The sequence below is a fragment of the Streptomyces odontotermitis genome (genome assembly GCF_050510915.1).
Classification (GTDB): Bacteria; Actinomycetota; Actinomycetes; order Streptomycetales; family Streptomycetaceae; genus Streptomyces.
Window position 1 is genome coordinate 132812 of sequence record NZ_JBNJLS010000024.1, and the last position, 16919, is coordinate 149730.

The window sequence follows — 16919 nt, forward strand, 5'->3', positions numbered from 1 at the left end:
TCACGGCGATCCCCGGCTCACGCCACCCTCGTCCTCCCCACGCCGCGATCGCACACTGCGCCCCCGTCCTCACCACGCCGTGGCCGCACGCAGCACCCCGACCAGCGTGACCGTCGCACTCGCCGACGACGCCGCGGAGACCGTGGTGCCGAAACCCGCGCACCACAGCGCGAGGCCGGCCGTCGTGAACGGGGCCGGGCGGGTGCGGGCGAGCGGCGGCGGGGCGAGCAGCGCGGCGACCCGGCGCGGGACCGGGCCGGTGGCGGCGAGGTTCGCCAGGGCGGGCGCGGGCGTCGACCGGGTGAGCAGCGCCGCCTTGCCGATCGCGCGGGCGACGGACGGACGGTCCCGCACCACGCGGGCCGCCTCCTCGTCGGCCCACCGCTCCGTCGTGTAGGAGACGGCGGTCCGCAGCGGCCGCAGGAACGGGTTGGCCCCGGCGGCGAGCCGCGTCACCAGGAGGTAGCGGTGGTGGCGTGCCGTCAGGTGGGCGCGTTCGTGTGCGAACAGGGCGCGGCGCTCCGGGGGTTGGAGCCGGTCCAGGAGCCCTCGGCTCACCACGATCCGGTCCCGCTCCCCCGCGCCGCCGGGCAGGGCGTAGGCGTACGGCGCCGGGTCGGCGAGGACGGCCACCGGGGCTCCGGGCAGGCCGCGCAGCGCACGGTGCGCCCGGCGGCGTACGCGACGGTGGTGCAGCAGTGTGCGCACGGTGGCCACGGCGACCGCGAGCAGCGCGGGGATCGCGGCCCGTCCGGCCACCTCGTCGTACGGGAGCGCGGCGCGCACCTGCGGGTCCGACCAGCCGTCCGGCAGGGGATTTCCCGGGAGTTGGGCCGTGCCGACCACCATCAGGAGGGCCAGGCACACGGTGCTGCACACCGCCATGAGCCCGGCGACCGCCGTCAGCAGGCGCGTCGCGGCGCGCGGGTGGAGATGCTGCGCGGCGAGCCGGGCGACGGGCCACGCGGTGAGCGGCAGCACCAAGGGCAGGAAGACGAAGACCCCCACGCCGTGTCAGTCCTCCTTCGCGGTCCGGTCCGGCGAGTCCGGCACGTCCGGCGCCCCCGCGTCCGTCGCGCGGCCCGCCCCCGGTCCCACGTCCGCCGCCGGGCCCAGGCCCGCGTCCGTGCCCGTGCCCGCGTCCGCCTCTCCGAGGAGTTCCCGCAGGAGTTGCTCGTCGTCCGGTGTGAGCGTTGTCACGAAGCTGGCGAGCACGGCCTCGCGGTCGCGCTCCCCGTCGAGCACCTTGCGCATCCGGAAGGCGGCGAGGCCCGCCTCCCCCGCCGCCGTCGACCAGGCGAAGGAGCGGCCCGCGCGCTCCCGCGTGACCACGCCCTTCGCCAGCAGGCGGGTCAGGATGGTCATCACGGTCGTGTACGCGAGGTCGCCGCCGACGCGCTCCTGCACCCAGGCCGCGCCCACGGGGCCGCGCGCCTCGGCCAGGGCGGCGAGGACCTGCGCCTCCAACTCGCCCTGCGCACGGCGCCGCGGACCCGACGTCCGCTCCGCTCGTCCCTGCGCCATCGCCGCGTTCCTCCCGCTGTCGTGCCGCGCGGCCCGGTGTGCCGCGCACCCCTCGCTCCGGCACCGTTCCGGAGCCACGCGGGGCGCCATATCGTAAACGAGGACGCGGCGACCGCCGCTCTTCTACACTCCTGTAGATTTTACGGCGACCCTCACAAGTCACCAATCGGCAAGCCAACATCTGGAGGACACCGTGGGAGTTTCCCTCGCCAAGGGCGGCAACGTCTCGCTCAGCAAGGAGGCCCCGGGCCTCACCGCCGTGCTGATCGGCCTCGGCTGGGACGTACGGACGACGACGGGCACGGACTACGACCTGGACGCCAGCGCGCTGCTGTGCGGCGAGAACGGCAAGGTCGTCTCCGACCAGCACTTCGTCTTCTACAACAACCTGAAGAGCCCGGACGGTTCGGTCGAGCACACCGGCGACAACCTCACCGGTGAGGGCGAGGGCGACGACGAGTCCGTCAAGGTGGACCTCGCCGGCGTCCCCGCCGACATCGCGAAGATCGTCTTCCCGGTCTCCATCCATGACGCGGAGGCCCGCGGCCAGAGCTTCGGCCAGGTCCGCAACGCCTTCATCCGCGTCGTGAACCAGGCGAACGGCACGGAGATCGCCCGCTACGACCTGTCCGAGGACGCCTCGACGGAGACGGCGATGGTCTTCGGCGAGCTCTACCGCCACGGCGCGGAGTGGAAGTTCCGCGCGGTCGGCCAGGGCTACGCCAGCGGTCTGCGCGGCATCGCCTCGGACTTCGGCGTCAACGTCTGAGTCTTCCGCGTTACTGCGTTACTGCGTCTGCGTGACGGAGGGGTGGGCCTGGGCCCACCCCTCCGTACGTCCAGGCCCATACCGCGCCTCCCATGCGCTCCGTAGCGTCGAGATCACGACGAACCGGAGGTATCACGTCATGGAACGAACGGTGGAAAGCACCCAGGCTGTCGAGGTCTTCGACACCCTCAAGAAGAGCATCGCGCTCTACGGCGTCATCAGCGCCATCGTCCTCGGCACGGTCGCCGCACTCGCGGCCCTCGGCGATCCGGGGACCCCCTTCATGTGGATCCGTTCGGTCCTGCTGCTCGCCGTCTCCTGGCCGCTGCACCGGATGGCCGTCGGCGCGTCCGAGGGCTCGCGCAGGGCCTACGAGCGGCTGCGCACCCTCACCGTCGTCCTGCCCGTCGCGATCGTGGCCGTCGATCTGATCCCGGGCGTCTGTCCCGCCTGGTTCGCCGTGATGCAGGGGCTCTCCGCACTGGCTCTCGTGTACGGCGCCTGCCTCACCCGGGGATCCGGAGCGCGCGCCGCCTTCCCCAAGAGCGCCTGAGGGACCGTACAACTCTCCTTTGCCCGGCATGAGTTCACTTCACCGGCGGCACTCGGAACAATGACTGGCCCAGACAACCAGGAGGAGCCTTCCGCATGTTCCGACGGATTGGGACCGCTGTCGTCCGACATCCGGTGTGGACGATCGTGGCGTGGCTGATCGCGGCCGCGGCCATCGTCGCCACCGCACCCGGCCTCCCCTCGAACAGCGACGAGAGCAGTTTCCTGCCCAAGAGCTACGAGTCCATCAAAGCGGCGGACATCCAGGACAAGGCGTTCCCCAGCTCCTTCACCCCGTCCGCGACCGCGCTGTATCAGCGGACCGACGGCGGGCGGCTGACCGCCGCCGACAAGAAGGACGTCGCCCGCATCACCGCCGAGCTGGGCAAGAAGAAGATCGACCAGGTGCAGAAGGTCGTCCCCGGAAAGCCGTCCGAGGACGGCAAGTACACGATGACCCTCGTCCAGATGAACGACAAGACGACGGGTCAGCCCGAACAGGCCGACGCCGCCGAGGTGTTGCGCACGGACGTCAAGAAACTGACGCAGGGCACCGACCTCGAGGCCAAGCTCGGCGGCCCCGCCGCGCAGGCGCTCGACCAGCAGGACTCGTCCAAGCGCGGCGAGGCACTGATCGGCATCGGCACGTTCGCCATCATCCTGGTGACGCTGCTCATCATCTTCCGGGCGCCGATCCTCGCCGTGCTCCCCCTGGTCCTCATCGGCCTCGTCTCCGCCATCGCCAACGGCCTGATCGCGTACGCGACGAAGCTCTTCAACCTCGAGGCCAACAGCTCGATCTCGTCGATCCTCATCGTCGTGCTGTTCGGCGTCGGCACGGACTACTTCCTCTTCCTGATGTTCCGCTACCGGGAATGTCTGCGCGCGGGCGACGAACCGAAACAGGCGATGATCAACGCGGTGGGGCGGGTCGGCGAGGCCATCGCCTCCGCGGCCGGGGCGGTCATCATCGCCTTCCTCGCGCTGACCCTCTCCACGCTCGGCTTCCTGCGGCAGATGGGCCCGGCGCTCGCCATCGCGGTCGGCGCCACGCTGCTCGCGGGCCTCACCCTGATCCCGGCCGTGGTCTCCCTCATCGGCCCGAAGGTCTTCTGGCCCTCCAAGTCCTGGAAGCAGGAGCCGGAGGGCGCCCGCTTCGCCGCGCTCGGCCGTGGCGTGCAGCGCCGGCCCGCCATGGCCGCCGGGCTCTCCGGGCTCGTCCTGGTCGCGCTCTCGCTCGGCCTGTTCGGCTACCAGGCGACGTTCGACCTGGCGTCGGGCTCCATGCCCAAGACGAAGGAGTCGATGGTCGTCCAGGAGGAGATGAAGACGGCGTACTCGGCGGGCGCCGCCGCCCCCACCGACGTCTATGTCTCCAGCGTCGACGGCAAGCCGCTCGACAAGTCCGCCTTCCCCGCGTACGAGAAGAAGCTCGCCGCCGTCGACGGCGTCGCCTCCGCGCGGATGTCCCTCGTCAACAAGCCGGGCACGACAGCGGACTTCACCGTCACGCTCAAGTACGAGGCGTCGACGGACCGGGCCATCGACACCGTGGCCAAGGTGCGCGACGTCGCGCACGCGAGCGCGCCGGAGAACACCGAGGCCGTCGTCGGCGGCACGTCCGCGATCTTCAAGGACATCGACACGGCGGTCTCCCACGACTACAAGACCGTCTTTCCCGTCGCCGCCCTCCTGATCATGGTGATCCTGGGGCTGCTGCTGCGCAGCATCGTCGCGCCCTGGTACCTGATGGCGTCGGTGGGTCTCGGCTTCGGGGCCACCCTCGGCGCCACCGTGCTGATCTTCCAGAAGGCGCAGGGACACTCGGGGCTCATGTTCATGCTCCCGGTGATCATGTATCTCTTCGTGGTCGCGATCGGCACGGACTACAACATCCTGATGATCGCCCGCCTGCGCGAGGAGGCCAGGGAGGGCCGTGAGCCGCGTGAGGCGGCCGGGATGGCGCTGCGGCACGCCGGTCCGACCGTGGCCGCGGCGGGCTTCATCCTGGCGGCGACCTTCGCCACGATGATGCTGGCGGGCAACTCGCTGCTCACGGAGATGGGCTTCGCCGTCTCCTTCGGCATCGCGATCGCCGCGTTCATCATGGCGATGTTCTTCACCCCGAGCCTCACCGCGCTCATCGGGCACGCGGCGTGGTGGCCGGGGCACGGGGACCGGGCGGCGGAATCGGCTGACGGCGCCCCGGCCGCCGGTGCGGTGCCCGGCCAGGACCGGGAGCGGGACCCGTCGGAGCATGATCCGTCGCGGCTGCGGGGGTAGCGCGGCCGAGCGAACGGCGCCGGGCGGCGGGCGGCGTGCGGGGCCGATGGCCGGTGGCCGGCTCCGTGCTGCCAGTGACCCCGCCGCCGGCTCGACCGTCCGCTCTGTCCTCCCCCGCCAGGGGCGGCTGACGCAGAAGGGCTCCCCCGGCGTGCGGCGGCCGCCGCTCCCGCGCCCCGGGCTGGGTGGGGCTGGACCCACCCAGCCCGGGGCCCAGCCGGATACCGGCACCGACCGGACCCCTCTAACGTCTCCACCAGTGGCCGGACCTGCGGGATTCCGGCTGGCAGAATGGCGCCGTGGCGAAAGGATCAGACGGATGAGGCTGCCCGCCGGAGGCGGTCCACCGCGCTGGTGGGTCGAGGTCGTGCGTGGGGTGTACCGGTCGCTGGTGCTCACCGGGCTCACCGTTCTCATGCCGGTGGTCGCCCTGGCCGTGGGCCTCCTCGGGGCCGGGCTCGCCTCGTCCTGGACCGAGGGGCTCGACGCGGCCCTCCCCGTCCGGATCCTGGTGACGCTCGGCGAGGCGCTCGTGGTGTTCGTCTGGGTCGCCGCGGCCGTGTGGATCGTGCACATGGTGACCAGCCAGACCTTCGCGCAGGCCGCGCGCCGCCGCGCCCGGCGCTGGCTCGGCGCGGGCGTCGAGGTGACCTACCGGCCCGTCGCGCCCGTGCTCCGCATGGCCACGGGCCACTGGTGGGACGGCCGCGAGTACCACAAGTCCGAGCGGGAGGCCCGCCGCAGGGCCCGGCACGACGCCCGGTTCCGCGATCCGCAGCTGCACTGGGACGGGGTGTGGTGCGCGGTCGCCGGGGTGACCGTCCTTCCGGTCGCGGCGCTGCCGCTGCTTGGGCTCGGCGTCGGCGGCTATCTCACCTCCCGGCCGGGGCTCCTCGCGTACGGGGTCGGGGTGATCGTCGCGGGGCTCGCCGCCGCACCATTCGCGTGGCGGATCCTCGGGCCCGTGGCGCGGCGCTTCCTCGGCCCGGTCCCGCGGCTGCGGCTCGGCCTGCGCGTCGAGAAGCTGGAGGCCGTCCGCGTCGACCTGACCCAGACGCAGGCGGCCGAACTGGAGCGCATCGAGCGGGACCTGCACGACGGGGCGCAGGCCCGGATGCTCGCCATGGGGATGTCGGTGGGCGCCGCCGAGCAGCTCATCGACACCGATCCCGCGGCCGCGAAGGCGATCCTCGCCGAGGCCCGCGCCACCTCCGCCACCGCCCTCGCCGAGCTGCGCTCCCTGGTCCGCGGCATCAACCCGCCGGTGCTCGCCGAGCGCGGCCTCGTGGACGCCGTGCGGGCCCTGGCGCTCGACGGCCCCGTCGAGGTCGACGTGCGCAGCACGGTGCCCTCGCGCCCCGAGCGCCCGGTCGAGTCGGCGGTCTACTTCGCCGTCGCGGAGCTCCTCGCGAACGTGGTCAAGCACGCCGCGGCCACCCACGTGACGGTCGAACTCGGCTACGCCCGGCGGACGCTGACCGCGAGCGTCACCGACGACGGGGTCGGGGGCGCCGCCGCGTCGGCGGGTTCGGGGCTGCGCGGGATCGAGCGCCGGATGGCGGCGTTCGGCGGCCGCGTCGAGATCAACAGCCCCTCCGGGGGACCCACTCACATCCTCGTGGCGGTGCCGTGCGCGTTGTCGTAGCCGAAGATCTGTTCCTGCTGCGCGACGGGATGGTCCGTCTCGTCGAGTCGCTCGGGCACACGGTGGTCGCCGCGGTCGACACCGGCCCCGCCACGCTGGCGGCGCTGCTCGACGAGCGGCCGGACGTGGCGATCGTGGACGTCCGGCTGCCACCGACCTTCTCCGACGAGGGACTTCAGGCCGCGCTCGCCGCCCGCCGGGAGATCCCGGGCCTACCGGTCCTCATCCTGTCGCAGCACGTGGAGCAGCTGTACGCGCGCGAGCTGCTCGCCGACGGGCACGGCGGGGTCGGCTATCAGCTCAAGGACCGGGTCCTGGACGCGGGCCAGTTCCTGGACGCCCTGAACCGCGTCGCCGCGGGCGGCACGGCGCTCGACCCGACGGTCGTCGCCAAGCTCCTCGGCCGCCCCCTGCGGGCCGACCCGCTCGCCGCACTCACCGAGCGGGAGCGCTCGGTGCTCGCGCTGATGGCCGAGGGCCTGTCGAACGCGGCGATCGCGGCCCGCCTCTTCCTCAGCGAGGGCGCCATCAGCAAGTACACGACGACGATCTTCGCCAAGCTCGGCATCGCCGCCGACGACGACACCAACCGCCGGGTGCGGGCGGTGCTGACCTACCTCGGGGCCGAGTCGCGGGACGACGCGGACTGACCCCGAGGCGGGATGGCCGGGCGGCCAGCACAGCCGGTGCAGCCGGTGCAGCCGGTGCAGCCGGTGCAGCCGGTGCAGCCGGTGCAGCCGGTGCAGCCAGCACAGCCGGTGCAGCCAGCACAGCCAGCACAGCCAGCACAGCCAGCACAGCCAGCACAGCCAGCACAGCCAGCACAGCCAGCACAGCCAGCACAGCCAGCACAGCCAGCACAGCCGGTGCAGCCGGTGCAGCCGGTGCAGCCGGTGCAGCCGGTGAGCCTTACACCGTCTTGGCGAGCCGGTCCGCGAGGAGCTTGGCGAAGCGCGCCGGGTCGGCCAGGTCGCCGCCCTCCGCGAGCAGGGCCGTGCCGTACAACAGCTCGGCGGTCTCGGCGAGTTGAGGGTCCGACGACCGCTCCTCGTACGCCGTCCTGAGGCCGCTGACCAGCGGGTGCTTGGCGTTGAGCTCGAGGATGCGCTGGACCGGCGGGACCTGCTGGCCCATCGCCCGGTACATCCGCTCGAGGGCGGGCGTCATGCCGTCGGCATCGCTGACCAGGCAGGCCGGGGAGCTGGTGAGGCGGGTGGTGAGGCGGACGTCCTTCACCTCGTCGAGGGTCTCGTTCAGCCAGCCGAGCAGCGGCGCGAAGCCGTCGGGCTGCTCCTCCTTCTGCTCCTCACCGTCGGCGGGCAGCTCGACCTCGCCCCGGGTGACGGACTGGAACTCCTTGCCCTCGTACTCCTGGACCGCCTCGACCCAGATCTCGTCGACCGGGTCGGTGAGGATGAGGACCTCGTACTCCTTGGCCTTGAACGCCTCCATGTGCGGGGAGTTCTCGACCTGGGCGCGGCTGTCGCCCGTCATGAAGTAGATCTTGTCCTGGCCGTCCTTCATGCGGCCGATGTAGTCGGCGAGCGAGGTGGGCTCCTCGGCGCCGGTGGAGGCGAACGACGCGATGTCGAGGATCGGCTTCTGGTCCTCGGCGCCACCGAGCAGCCCCTCCTTGACGGCCGCGCCGAACTCCCGCCAGAACGTGCGGTACTTGTCCGCGTCGTTCTTCATCAGGTCCTTGATCGTCGCAAGGACCTTCTTGGCGAGGCGGCGGCGGATCAGCTGGATGTGCCGGTCCTGCTGGAGGATCTCGCGGGAGACGTTCAGGGACAGGTCGGCGGCGTCCACGACTCCCTTGACGAACCGGAGGTGGTCCGGGAGGAGTTCGCGGGCGTCGTCCATGATGAACACGCGCTTCACGTACAGCTGGATGCCGTGGCGGCCGTCGCGCTGGAAGAGGTCGTGCGGGGCCCGGGACGGCAGGAAGAGCAGCGCCTCGTACTCGAAGGTGCCCTCGGCCCGCATGGGGATGGTCTCCAGCGGGTCCGTCCAGTCGTGCGAGATGTGCCGGTAGAACTCCCGGTACTCCTCGTCCTTGACCTCGGAGCGCGGCCGCGCCCACAGGGCCTTCATCGAGTTGAGGGTGGCCTCGCCCATGCGGATGGGGAAGGAGATGAAGTCCGAGTAGCGCTTGACGATCTCCCGGATCTTCGCCGGGTCCGCGTAGTCGTAGAGGGCGTTCTCCTCGTCCTTGGGCCGCAGGTGGACGGTGACCGCGGTGCCCACCGGGGCGTCGTCGACCGTCTCCAGGGTGTACGTGCCGTCGCCGTCCGACTCCCAGCGCGTACCGCCCGCCGCGCCCTCGTCGCCCGCCTTGCGGGTGAGCAGGGTGACGCGGTCGCCGACCATGAAGGTGGAGTAGAAGCCGACGCCGAACTGGCCGATCAGCTCGGCCGAGTCCTTGGATTCCTTCGATTCCTTCGATTCCCGGAGCCGCCGCAGGGTCTCGGCGGTGCCGGACCGGGCGATCGTGCCGATGAGTCCCACGACCTCGTCGCGCGACATGCCGATGCCGTTGTCCCGCACGGTCAGCGTGCGGGCCTCGGCGTCGGCCTCGACGGCGATGTGCGGGTCGTCGGCCCTGAGGCTGTCGTCGGTGAGACCGGCGAGGCGGCGCTTGTCCAGGGCGTCGGAGGCGTTGGAGATCAGCTCTCGCAGGAAGACGTCCTTGTTCGAGTAGATGGAGTGAACCATCAACTGGAGGAGTTGCCTCGCCTCTGCCTGAAACTCCAGCGTCTCGGTGCTCATGTGTCCCTCCCGTGAATTGCCTGAGTACGGGGCGATTTTGCCCCGGGGAATCACTCCGCGCCACCCGCTGTTGTGCGAGCAGCACCCGAGGCAGCACCCCCGCTCAGATCCATGGAGGCCGCGCATGTACGGCGACGAAGCAACGATCCGCAAGATCCTCACCGGGCTCGGCGACACCTGGGCGGTCGTCGGCCTGTCGTCGAACGAGAGCCGCGCGGCGTACGGCGTCGCCGACGTCCTGCAGCGCTTCGGCAAGCGCGTCGTGCCGGTGCACCCGAAGGCGGAGACGGTGCACGGGGAGAAGGGGTACGCGTCCCTCGCGGACATCCCCTTCGAGGTGGACGTCGTGGACGTGTTCGTCAACAGCGACCTCGCGGGCCCGGTCGCCGACCAGGCCGCCGCGATCGGCGCCAAGGCGGTGTGGTTCCAGCTCGGGGTCGTGGACGAGGCGGCGTACGAGCGCACGCGGGACGCGGGGCTCGACATGGTGATGGACCGGTGCCCGGCGATCGAGATCCCCCGCCTCGGCTGACCCTCCCCGCACCGGCCGCCCCCACCCTGACGCCCCCACCCTGACGCCGTCCCCCACCTGACGTCCCCCACCTGACGCCGCCCCCCCTGACGCCGTCCCCCGCGCCACGGCGGGAACACGCACGTTTGCCCCAACTCTGCGTCCTGTCACGGCAGTTGCGGAATCATGTGCGGTGAGCCACTTCCGGCGACCTCTCAGGGGCATCGATGGCATTGGAATTCCGGCTGCTCGGACCGGTCGAGGCGCTGTGCGAGGGGCGCCCGCTGCGGGTGGGCGGCCCCAAGCCCCGTGCGCTGCTGGCCGTCCTCCTGCTGCGCGCGGGCCACGTCGTGCCCGCCGACGCGCTGGTGGACGTCGTCTGGGGCGAACAACCGCCGGAGACCGCGCGGGCGTTGATCCAGACGTATGTCTCGGCGCTGCGGCGGGCCCTGCCGGACGCGTGCCGGGAGTCGATCGAGACGCGGGCGCCGGGGTATGTGATCCGGCCGGGGTCCGGCGCGGTGGACCTGGAGCGGTTCGAGGAGCTGGCCGCTGCGGGGCGGCAGGCCGCCGGGCGCGGGGACCCGCTCGGCGCGGCCGGGCTGCTGCGCGAGGCCCTGGCGCTGTGGCGGGGGCCCGCGCTGGGTGGGGTCGGTGAGGCGCTGCGGGGCGAGGCCCTGCGTCTGGAGGAGGCCCGGCAGGCCGTGCTGGAGGAGCGCATCGCCGCCGAGCTCGACGCCGGGGGCCGCGAGGGCGAGCTGATCACCGAGCTGAACGCGCTGATCGGCGCCCATCCCACCCGCGAGCGGCTGCGCGGCCAGCTCATGCTCGCCCTCTACCGGGTGGGGCGGCAGGCCGACGCCCTCGCCGTGTTCGGGGAGGGGCGCGCCGTGCTCGCGGAGGAGCTCGGCATCGATCCGGGGCCCGAGCTCGGCCGGCTGCACGAGGCGATCCTGCGGGCCGACCCCGCGCTGCTGCCCGCCGAGGACCGCGCGGACCACTCTGACCACGCGGACCGCGCCGTGGCCGCCGCCCCGGCCCCGCGGGCCGCGCCCGCGCCCCGTCCCGTATCGCTCCTGCCGCCCTCCATCGGGGACTTCACCGGGCGCGGGAGCGAGGTCGCCGAGGTCGTCGACGGACTCACCTCGCCCCGGGACGCGACGGCCGTCGTGGTCGTGTCGGGCCCCGCGGGCGTCGGCAAGTCCGCCCTCGCCGTGAAGGCCGCGCACCTGGCCGCGGACGCCTTCCCGGACGGCCAGCTCTATGCCGAGCTGCACGGCATCGACGCCCCCGTGCCGCCCGGCGTCGTCCTCGGGCGGCTGCTGCGCGCGCTCGGCGCCGGGCCGCCCGAGGATCCCGCCGAGCGCGCCGACCTCTTCCGCAGCCTCGTCGCCGGGCGCCGCCTGCTGCTGGTGCTCGACGACGCGGGCAGCGAGTCCCAGGTGCGGCCCCTGCTGCCGGGCAGCCCGGGCTGCGGCGTCCTGGTCACCTCGCGGGCGCGGCTCGGCGGCCTCGACGGGATCCGGCGCACCGACCTCGCCGTCCTGGACGACGCCCCCGGCCTGGAGCTGCTGACCGGCGTCATCGGCGATCCCGCGGCCGTGGCCGACCCCGCCGAGGAGGCCGCCGCCCGGCGCATCGTCACCCTGTGCGGCGGACTGCCGCTCGCCCTGCGGATCGCCGGGGCCCGGCTGGCCACCCGGCGGCACTGGACGCCCCGGGTGCTCGCCGACCGGCTCGACGACGAGCGGCGGCGCCTCGACGAACTGGCCGTGGGCGACCTGGAGGTACGGGCCGGGCTCGGCCTGAGCTACGAGACGCTCGACCCCGACGCGCGCACCGTGCTGCGCCGCATCGCCGTCCTCGGCCCGTGCGACGTGGCGCCCTGGATGGTGGCGCTGCTCGTCGACGCGACCGAGGACGACGCGGAGGAGGTCCTCGAACGCCTGGTGGACGCCCAGCTCCTCGACTGGACCGGCACCGACGCCGCGGGGCAGTCGCGCTACCGGGCGCACGACCTGGTGCGGGTGTACGCCGCCGAGCGGGCGGAGGCCGAGGACGCGGCCGACGAGCGCAGGGCGGCGGTGGGCCGGGCCCTGGCCGCCGGGCTCCGGCTGGTGGAGCGGGTCGCGGAGGAGGCGCCCTCGGGGGTGGTCGTGCTGCGGCCCTACCTGGGCGGCGCGGGGAGCGTGAACCGGTCCGCCGGTGCGGACCCCGCGGTACGGGGCGGCGCGGGCGCGCAGGGGTACGAACCGGCCGCCGACGTCGGGCCCGCGACCGGACGGCGGGCGCTCGCCGACCCGTTCGCCTGGTTCGAGGCGGAGGCCGACGCGCTCGCCACCGCCGTCGAGCGGGCGGCCGCGTTCGGCCTGCACACCCTCGCCTGTGCCGCCGCGGCCGTGCTGTGCTCCTCGTCGTTCGCCGTCGGCAACCGCTTCGACGCCTGGTGGCGCAGCCACGACGCCGCGCTCGCCGCCGCCCGCCGCGCCGAGGACCGCTCCGGCGAGGCGCTGCTGCTCATCGGCCTCGGCCAGCTCCGCTACGAGCAGGACCGGTACGCGGAGGCGGAGGCGTACTTCCGGCAGGCCGAGCCGCTGTGTGCGGCCATCGGTGATCTGCACGGCCGCGCCGCGGCCCTCGCCGGCCTCGGCAGCTGTCTGCGCGAGGTGGGCCGCCTCGCGGAGGCCGAGGACGCGCTGGCCCGCGCCGCCGACGGCTTCCGGCGCCTTGACGATGTGACGGGGGTCGGCCTGGCCTGCCGGTTCGGCGGCTCCGTACGCCTCGAACTCGGCGACCACGAGGGCGCGTTGGCGCTTCTGGACGACTCGCTGCGGGCGTACCGGAGTCTGGGCAGCCGACGCGGTGAGGCGCTCACGCTGCGCACGCTGAGCCTGGTGCACAGATCGCTCGGCGCGTACGAGGAGGCCGAGCGGCACGCGGGTCGCGCCCTGGAGATCTTCGCGGGCCTCGGCGACCCGCTGATGGCGGCCTATGCCGAACGGGCCCGCGCCAAGGCCCGGTTGCGGCTCGGGCGCACCCGCGAGGCGGAGGCGGAGCTGCTCGGTTCGCTGGAGGTGTGCCGGGCGCACCGGGACCGGTTCGGCGAGGCGCTGACGCTGCGCACGCTCGGCGAGTGCGCCCTGGCGGACGGGCGGCACGGCACGGCGGAGGAGCGGCTCGTGACGGCCGTGGGCCTGTGGGACGTGCTGGAGCTGCGGCTGCCGCGGGCCCGCACGCTGCGCGATCTCGCGGCGGCCCGGGACGCGTTCGGCGACGCGGAGGGGGCGGCGGCGCTGCGCGCGGAGGCGATGTCGGTGTTCGCGGAGTGCGGCGCGCGGGAGCGGAGCGCGCTGTAAGGCGCTGGGAGCGGTGTTCCGGAGGGCTTACAGACGACCTATAGAGCCGTGCGCGAACCTCGTTGACGTCGGAGCGCGACGGCGCCCGGCACCAACGGGGAATCAACGGGGGAAGGACCACCGATGTCCAGCACCGCGCACCGCAAGTCCGTCATGCTTCTGGCCGCCGTCCTCGCCGGTGGGGCCGTCACCGCGGGGTCGCTGACCGCGACCGCGTCGGCGGCGCCGGAGGGGCGTTCGCTCCTGCGGCACACCATCGTCAAGAAGGCCGTCCAGGAGAACAACAACGCGCACCACAACCGCGAGGCCAAGAAGAACTGCAACTTCTACAGCGGGTATTGGAAGAACAGCGGCAACAACATCTGCCACACGTCGACCGGCGGCGTGAAGTGGCGCTCCAACGAGTGGTGCGCCGACTTCGCCCGGTACGTGTGGAAGAAGTCGGGCGCCAAGACCTCCAGGATCGATCCGTTCGCGGGCTCCTTCTACCGGGCCGCCAAGGCGGGCACCGGCAAGTGGCACCCGCGGGGCTCCTACACCCCCAAGGTCGGTGACGTGGTGCTCTACGACTGGGAAGGCCGCAAGCCGAGCCTCGGCAACAACGGCTGGGACGTCGACCACGTCGGCGTCGTCGTCGGCTACCGCAAGAGCGGGAAGCAGCTGACGACCATCGAGGGCAACACCAACAAGCAGGGCGGCGGCGGCAAGGAAGGCGTCTATCCGCGCAAGCGGCAGAACTCGGCGACCGGACGTGTCATCGGCTACGTCTCCCCGGAGAAGCGATAACCGCTCGGACCACGCCCCGGGGAGCGCGCCGCACCGGCCGCCTCCCGGGGCGCCGTCATGCCGACACCGTGGGGGGAACGGTCCATGGCCTTGCGCATCCACTTCACCGCCGACGATCTGGCGCGCACGGTGGTGTCCACGCGGCCGGACGTGATGTGGGAGCTGGTCAACAGCCTGCACATCCTCCAGTCGCCGCGCCCCGCGCCGGTCTACCGGCCCTGGCTGCACCATGTCCGGGCGCGGCTCGCGGCGGCCGATCACCGGCGTGTCCTGCGGCAGTTGACGCTGCTGGTGCCGCCGCGCGGCAGCTTTCCCGACTTCCTCACCCCGGCCCACACGGGCGGCCTCGACGCCGCGCTGGACCTGGTGCGGTCGACGCCGGCGCGGCGGCTGCGGCAGGAGCTGGCCGTCGCGTTCGAGGAGCGGGCCGCGCCGCCCTGGGTGCGGCGGCTCGCCGACGGGGACCGTCCGGTGCTGCAGGAGCTCCAGCACGCGCTCGCCGTCTACCACGAGGAGTTCCTCGCGCCGTACTGGTCCCAGATCGGCGAGTGCGTCCACGGCGAGCGGGCCCGGCGCAGCCGCGATGTGCTCGACGGCGGCGTCGGACAGCTCCTGCACCGCCTTGAGCTGTGCGGCCGCTGGACCCCGCCGACGCTGACCTGCGGCTATCCGCGCGACCGTGAACTGCGCCTGGACGGCCGGGGGATCACCCTGATCCCCTCGTACTTCTGCACGCGCTACCCGGTGACCTTCATCGACCCCGGGCTCCCGCCGGTCCTGGTCTTTCCCGCCGCCCACCAGCCCCGGACGGCCGCCCCGCGCAGCACGCTCACGGCCCTGCTCGGCCGGACCCGGGCGACCGTCCTGTGCTCGCTCGACCCGCCCTGCTCCACCAGCGAACTCGCCCTGCGCGCGGGCGTGTCCGTCTCCAGCGCCAGCGAACACGCGAGCGTGCTGCGCACCGCGGGCCTCGTCTCCAGCAGCCGGCGGCACTCCGCCGTGCTGCACAGCCTCACCCGGCTCGGCCGCGACCTCGTGTCTCAGACCGTCGCCACCAGCAGCTCCTCCGCGCTGGAGGGCCGCAGGCCGTCGGTCCTGTCCGCGAAGTAGCGGTCGGTGAGCTCGGCCGCCGAGACGTGCCGGGCGTCCTTGAGTCCGGCCTCGCCGGCCAGGGCGAGGATGCCTTCAGGGGCGAAGAAGCTGATGAAGGGGGTGCCGGAGGCGCGCGCCGCCGCCTCCACCGCCCGGCGCCCGGGCCGCTCCTCCTCGTCGATGAGCCGCAGCGGCCGCATGAAGGTCATGGCCAGCGTGGAGCCGGGGGCGAGCCGGGCGGTCTGGCGGAGCGTGGCACGGATCGCGTCCCGCGTGAGGTACATGCTGACGCCCGTGGACGCGACGACGGCGGGCTCGTCCGGCTCGAACCCGGCCGTGACCAGGCCGTCCCACCAGTGCGGGCCCGCCTCGGAGTCGACCGGCACCAGGTGCAGGAAGTCCGGTACGCCCAGGCCGAGTTCGGTCAGGCGGCGGCGCTTCCACGCCTGGGTGCCCGGCTGGTCGACCTCGTAGATCCGCAACCGGGCGGCGTCCGGCGGCCTGCGCTGGGCGAAGGTGTCCAGGCCCGCGCCGAGGACGACGTACTGTCCGACGCCGTCCTCGCGGGCCCGCGCCACGGCGAGGTCCTCGATGAAGCGGGCGCGGGCCACGACGGACGCCCGGCTGCGGGCGGTGGCCGCCACGTCCATGTCGGGGCGCCGCCGCCACCGGTCCCCGCCGACGCCTTCGCCTTCGCCTTCGCCGTCAACATCGCTGCCGCCGTCGACTCCCGCGATGCGCAGGCCGAGTTCGTCCGTGAGGACGTGCGGCGGGGCGTCGGCGCGGACGTGCAGGGCCCGCCACAGGGCGACCCGTACCGCGGTGTGATCCGGTACCGCGGTGTGATCCGGTTCCGTGGGCTTCGCGGCGTGCTCGTCATGCATCGTGCTCTGCTCCTCTCACCGGGGGCTCTGCACCGGAGCATTCCAGACGGCACCGGCACCCGTCGGTGGCGATGTCGGTCACGATGTCGCCGGGGTCGCCTCCGTGCGCTGCGCCCCCACGGTTTCCGGCACCGGCCGCTCCCCCGCCGCCGCGGCCACCGGCAGGGTCAGCACCATGGTGAGCCCGCCGCCCGGGGTGTCCTCCGCGGTGAGGGTGCCGCCGAGCGCTTCTGTGAAGCCGCGTGCGACCGCAAGGCCGAGGCCGACTCCGGTGCCGCGCGGGGCGTCGCCGTAGCGCTGGAACGGCGCGAAGATGTCGTCCTTGGCCTCGTCCGGCACGCCCGGTCCGCGGTCCACCACGCGCACCTCGACCCGGTCCCCGTGGACGCTGGCGGCGACCAGGACGGGGGTGTCCTCGGGGGTGTACTTGACGGCGTTCTCGACGATGTTGGCGACGGCCCGCTCCAGGAGGCCCTTGTCGACGGCGACCATGGGCAGCGTCTCAGGGATGTCGAGCGTGACGTTCTCGTCCGGGTCCGGCACGCCGACCAGCGCCATCGGGACCACCTCGTCGAGGTCGACCTCGCGCACGAGCGGGGAGACGGTGCCGGTCTGGAGGCGGGACATGTCCAGGAGGTTGCCGACGAGGTGGTCGAGGCGGTCGGCGCCCTCCTCGATCGCGGCGAGCAGCTCGGCCTCGTCGGCCGCCGACCACTGCACGTCGTCCGAACGCAGGCTGGACACCGAC

Annotated in this window: 14 protein-coding genes; 9 read left to right on the forward strand and 5 right to left on the reverse strand. The window is 73.3% G+C overall.

Annotated elements, in window-relative coordinates:
- Window positions 1-69: 69 nt before the first annotated feature.
- Complete coding sequence (locus ACQB60_RS39770; RefSeq protein ID WP_496930967.1) at window positions 70-1008, reverse strand: M56 family metallopeptidase; 939 nt, start codon at window positions 1006-1008, stop codon at window positions 70-72.
- Window positions 1009-1014: 6 nt separating this feature from the next.
- Window positions 1015-1524 (reverse strand): BlaI/MecI/CopY family transcriptional regulator, encoded by a 510-nt coding sequence (locus ACQB60_RS39775; protein ID WP_496930968.1) that lies wholly within the window; start codon window positions 1522-1524, stop codon window positions 1015-1017.
- Between the two features lie 193 nt (window positions 1525-1717).
- Here ACQB60_RS39775 and ACQB60_RS39780 point away from each other — a divergent pair, with 193 nt between their 5' ends.
- The 5 genes from ACQB60_RS39780 to ACQB60_RS39800 all read left to right on the forward strand — a co-directional run bounded on the left by ACQB60_RS39780 (window position 1718) and on the right by ACQB60_RS39800 (window position 7423).
- Window positions 1718-2293, forward strand: coding sequence for a TerD family protein (locus tag ACQB60_RS39780; RefSeq protein ID WP_384847888.1), 576 nt, complete (start codon window positions 1718-1720; stop codon window positions 2291-2293).
- Between the two features lie 151 nt (window positions 2294-2444).
- Entirely contained in the window at window positions 2445-2846 is a 402-nt protein-coding gene (locus ACQB60_RS39785) for a hypothetical protein (RefSeq protein WP_496930969.1), read from the forward strand.
- Window positions 2847-2941: 95 nt separating this feature from the next.
- Window positions 2942-5128, forward strand: coding sequence for an MMPL family transporter (locus ACQB60_RS39790; RefSeq protein WP_496930970.1), 2187 nt, complete (start codon window positions 2942-2944; stop codon window positions 5126-5128).
- Between the two features lie 319 nt (window positions 5129-5447).
- The gene (locus ACQB60_RS39795; RefSeq protein ID WP_496930971.1) at window positions 5448-6773 is read left to right on the forward strand and encodes a sensor histidine kinase; all 1326 of its coding nucleotides are present in this window, start codon (window positions 5448-5450) and stop codon (window positions 6771-6773) included.
- On the forward strand, window positions 6758-7423 hold the full coding sequence (locus ACQB60_RS39800) for a response regulator transcription factor (RefSeq protein ID WP_496930972.1): 666 nt from the start codon (window positions 6758-6760) through the stop codon (window positions 7421-7423). The genes ACQB60_RS39795 and ACQB60_RS39800 overlap by 16 nt, the downstream gene beginning before the upstream one ends.
- A gap of 259 nt (window positions 7424-7682) precedes the next feature.
- Here the strand turns inward: ACQB60_RS39800 and htpG are convergent, their stop codons facing one another.
- Window positions 7683-9542, reverse strand: coding sequence for a molecular chaperone HtpG (gene htpG / locus ACQB60_RS39805; RefSeq protein ID WP_496930973.1), 1860 nt, complete (start codon window positions 9540-9542; stop codon window positions 7683-7685).
- A gap of 124 nt (window positions 9543-9666) precedes the next feature.
- On the opposite strand from htpG, the gene ACQB60_RS39810 reads away from it, so the two are divergent.
- From ACQB60_RS39810 to ACQB60_RS39825, 4 genes are all read left to right on the forward strand, one after another.
- Entirely contained in the window at window positions 9667-10074 is a 408-nt protein-coding gene (locus ACQB60_RS39810; RefSeq protein ID WP_496930974.1) for a CoA-binding protein, read from the forward strand.
- Window positions 10075-10280: 206 nt separating this feature from the next.
- Window positions 10281-13409: an AfsR/SARP family transcriptional regulator gene (locus ACQB60_RS39815; protein WP_496930975.1), complete on the forward strand. Its 3129-nt coding sequence runs from the start codon at window positions 10281-10283 to the stop codon at window positions 13407-13409.
- A gap of 123 nt (window positions 13410-13532) precedes the next feature.
- Window positions 13533-14195 (forward strand): CHAP domain-containing protein, encoded by a 663-nt coding sequence (locus tag ACQB60_RS39820; protein ID WP_496930976.1) that lies wholly within the window; start codon window positions 13533-13535, stop codon window positions 14193-14195.
- A gap of 84 nt (window positions 14196-14279) precedes the next feature.
- The gene (locus ACQB60_RS39825; protein WP_496930977.1) at window positions 14280-15305 is read left to right on the forward strand and encodes a winged helix-turn-helix domain-containing protein; all 1026 of its coding nucleotides are present in this window, start codon (window positions 14280-14282) and stop codon (window positions 15303-15305) included.
- Here ACQB60_RS39825 and ACQB60_RS39830 read toward each other — a convergent pair.
- Both ACQB60_RS39830 and ACQB60_RS39835 read right to left on the reverse strand, forming a co-directional pair.
- Window positions 15236-16171 carry a class I SAM-dependent methyltransferase gene (locus tag ACQB60_RS39830; RefSeq protein WP_496930978.1) on the reverse strand — a complete coding sequence of 312 codons (936 nt, stop codon included), beginning with the start codon at window positions 16169-16171 and terminating at the stop codon, window positions 15236-15238. The genes ACQB60_RS39825 and ACQB60_RS39830 overlap by 70 nt on opposite strands.
- Window positions 16172-16249: 78 nt before the next feature.
- The coding region (locus tag ACQB60_RS39835; protein ID WP_496930979.1) for a sensor histidine kinase at window positions 16250-16919 on the reverse strand (670 nt) is incomplete at its 5' end.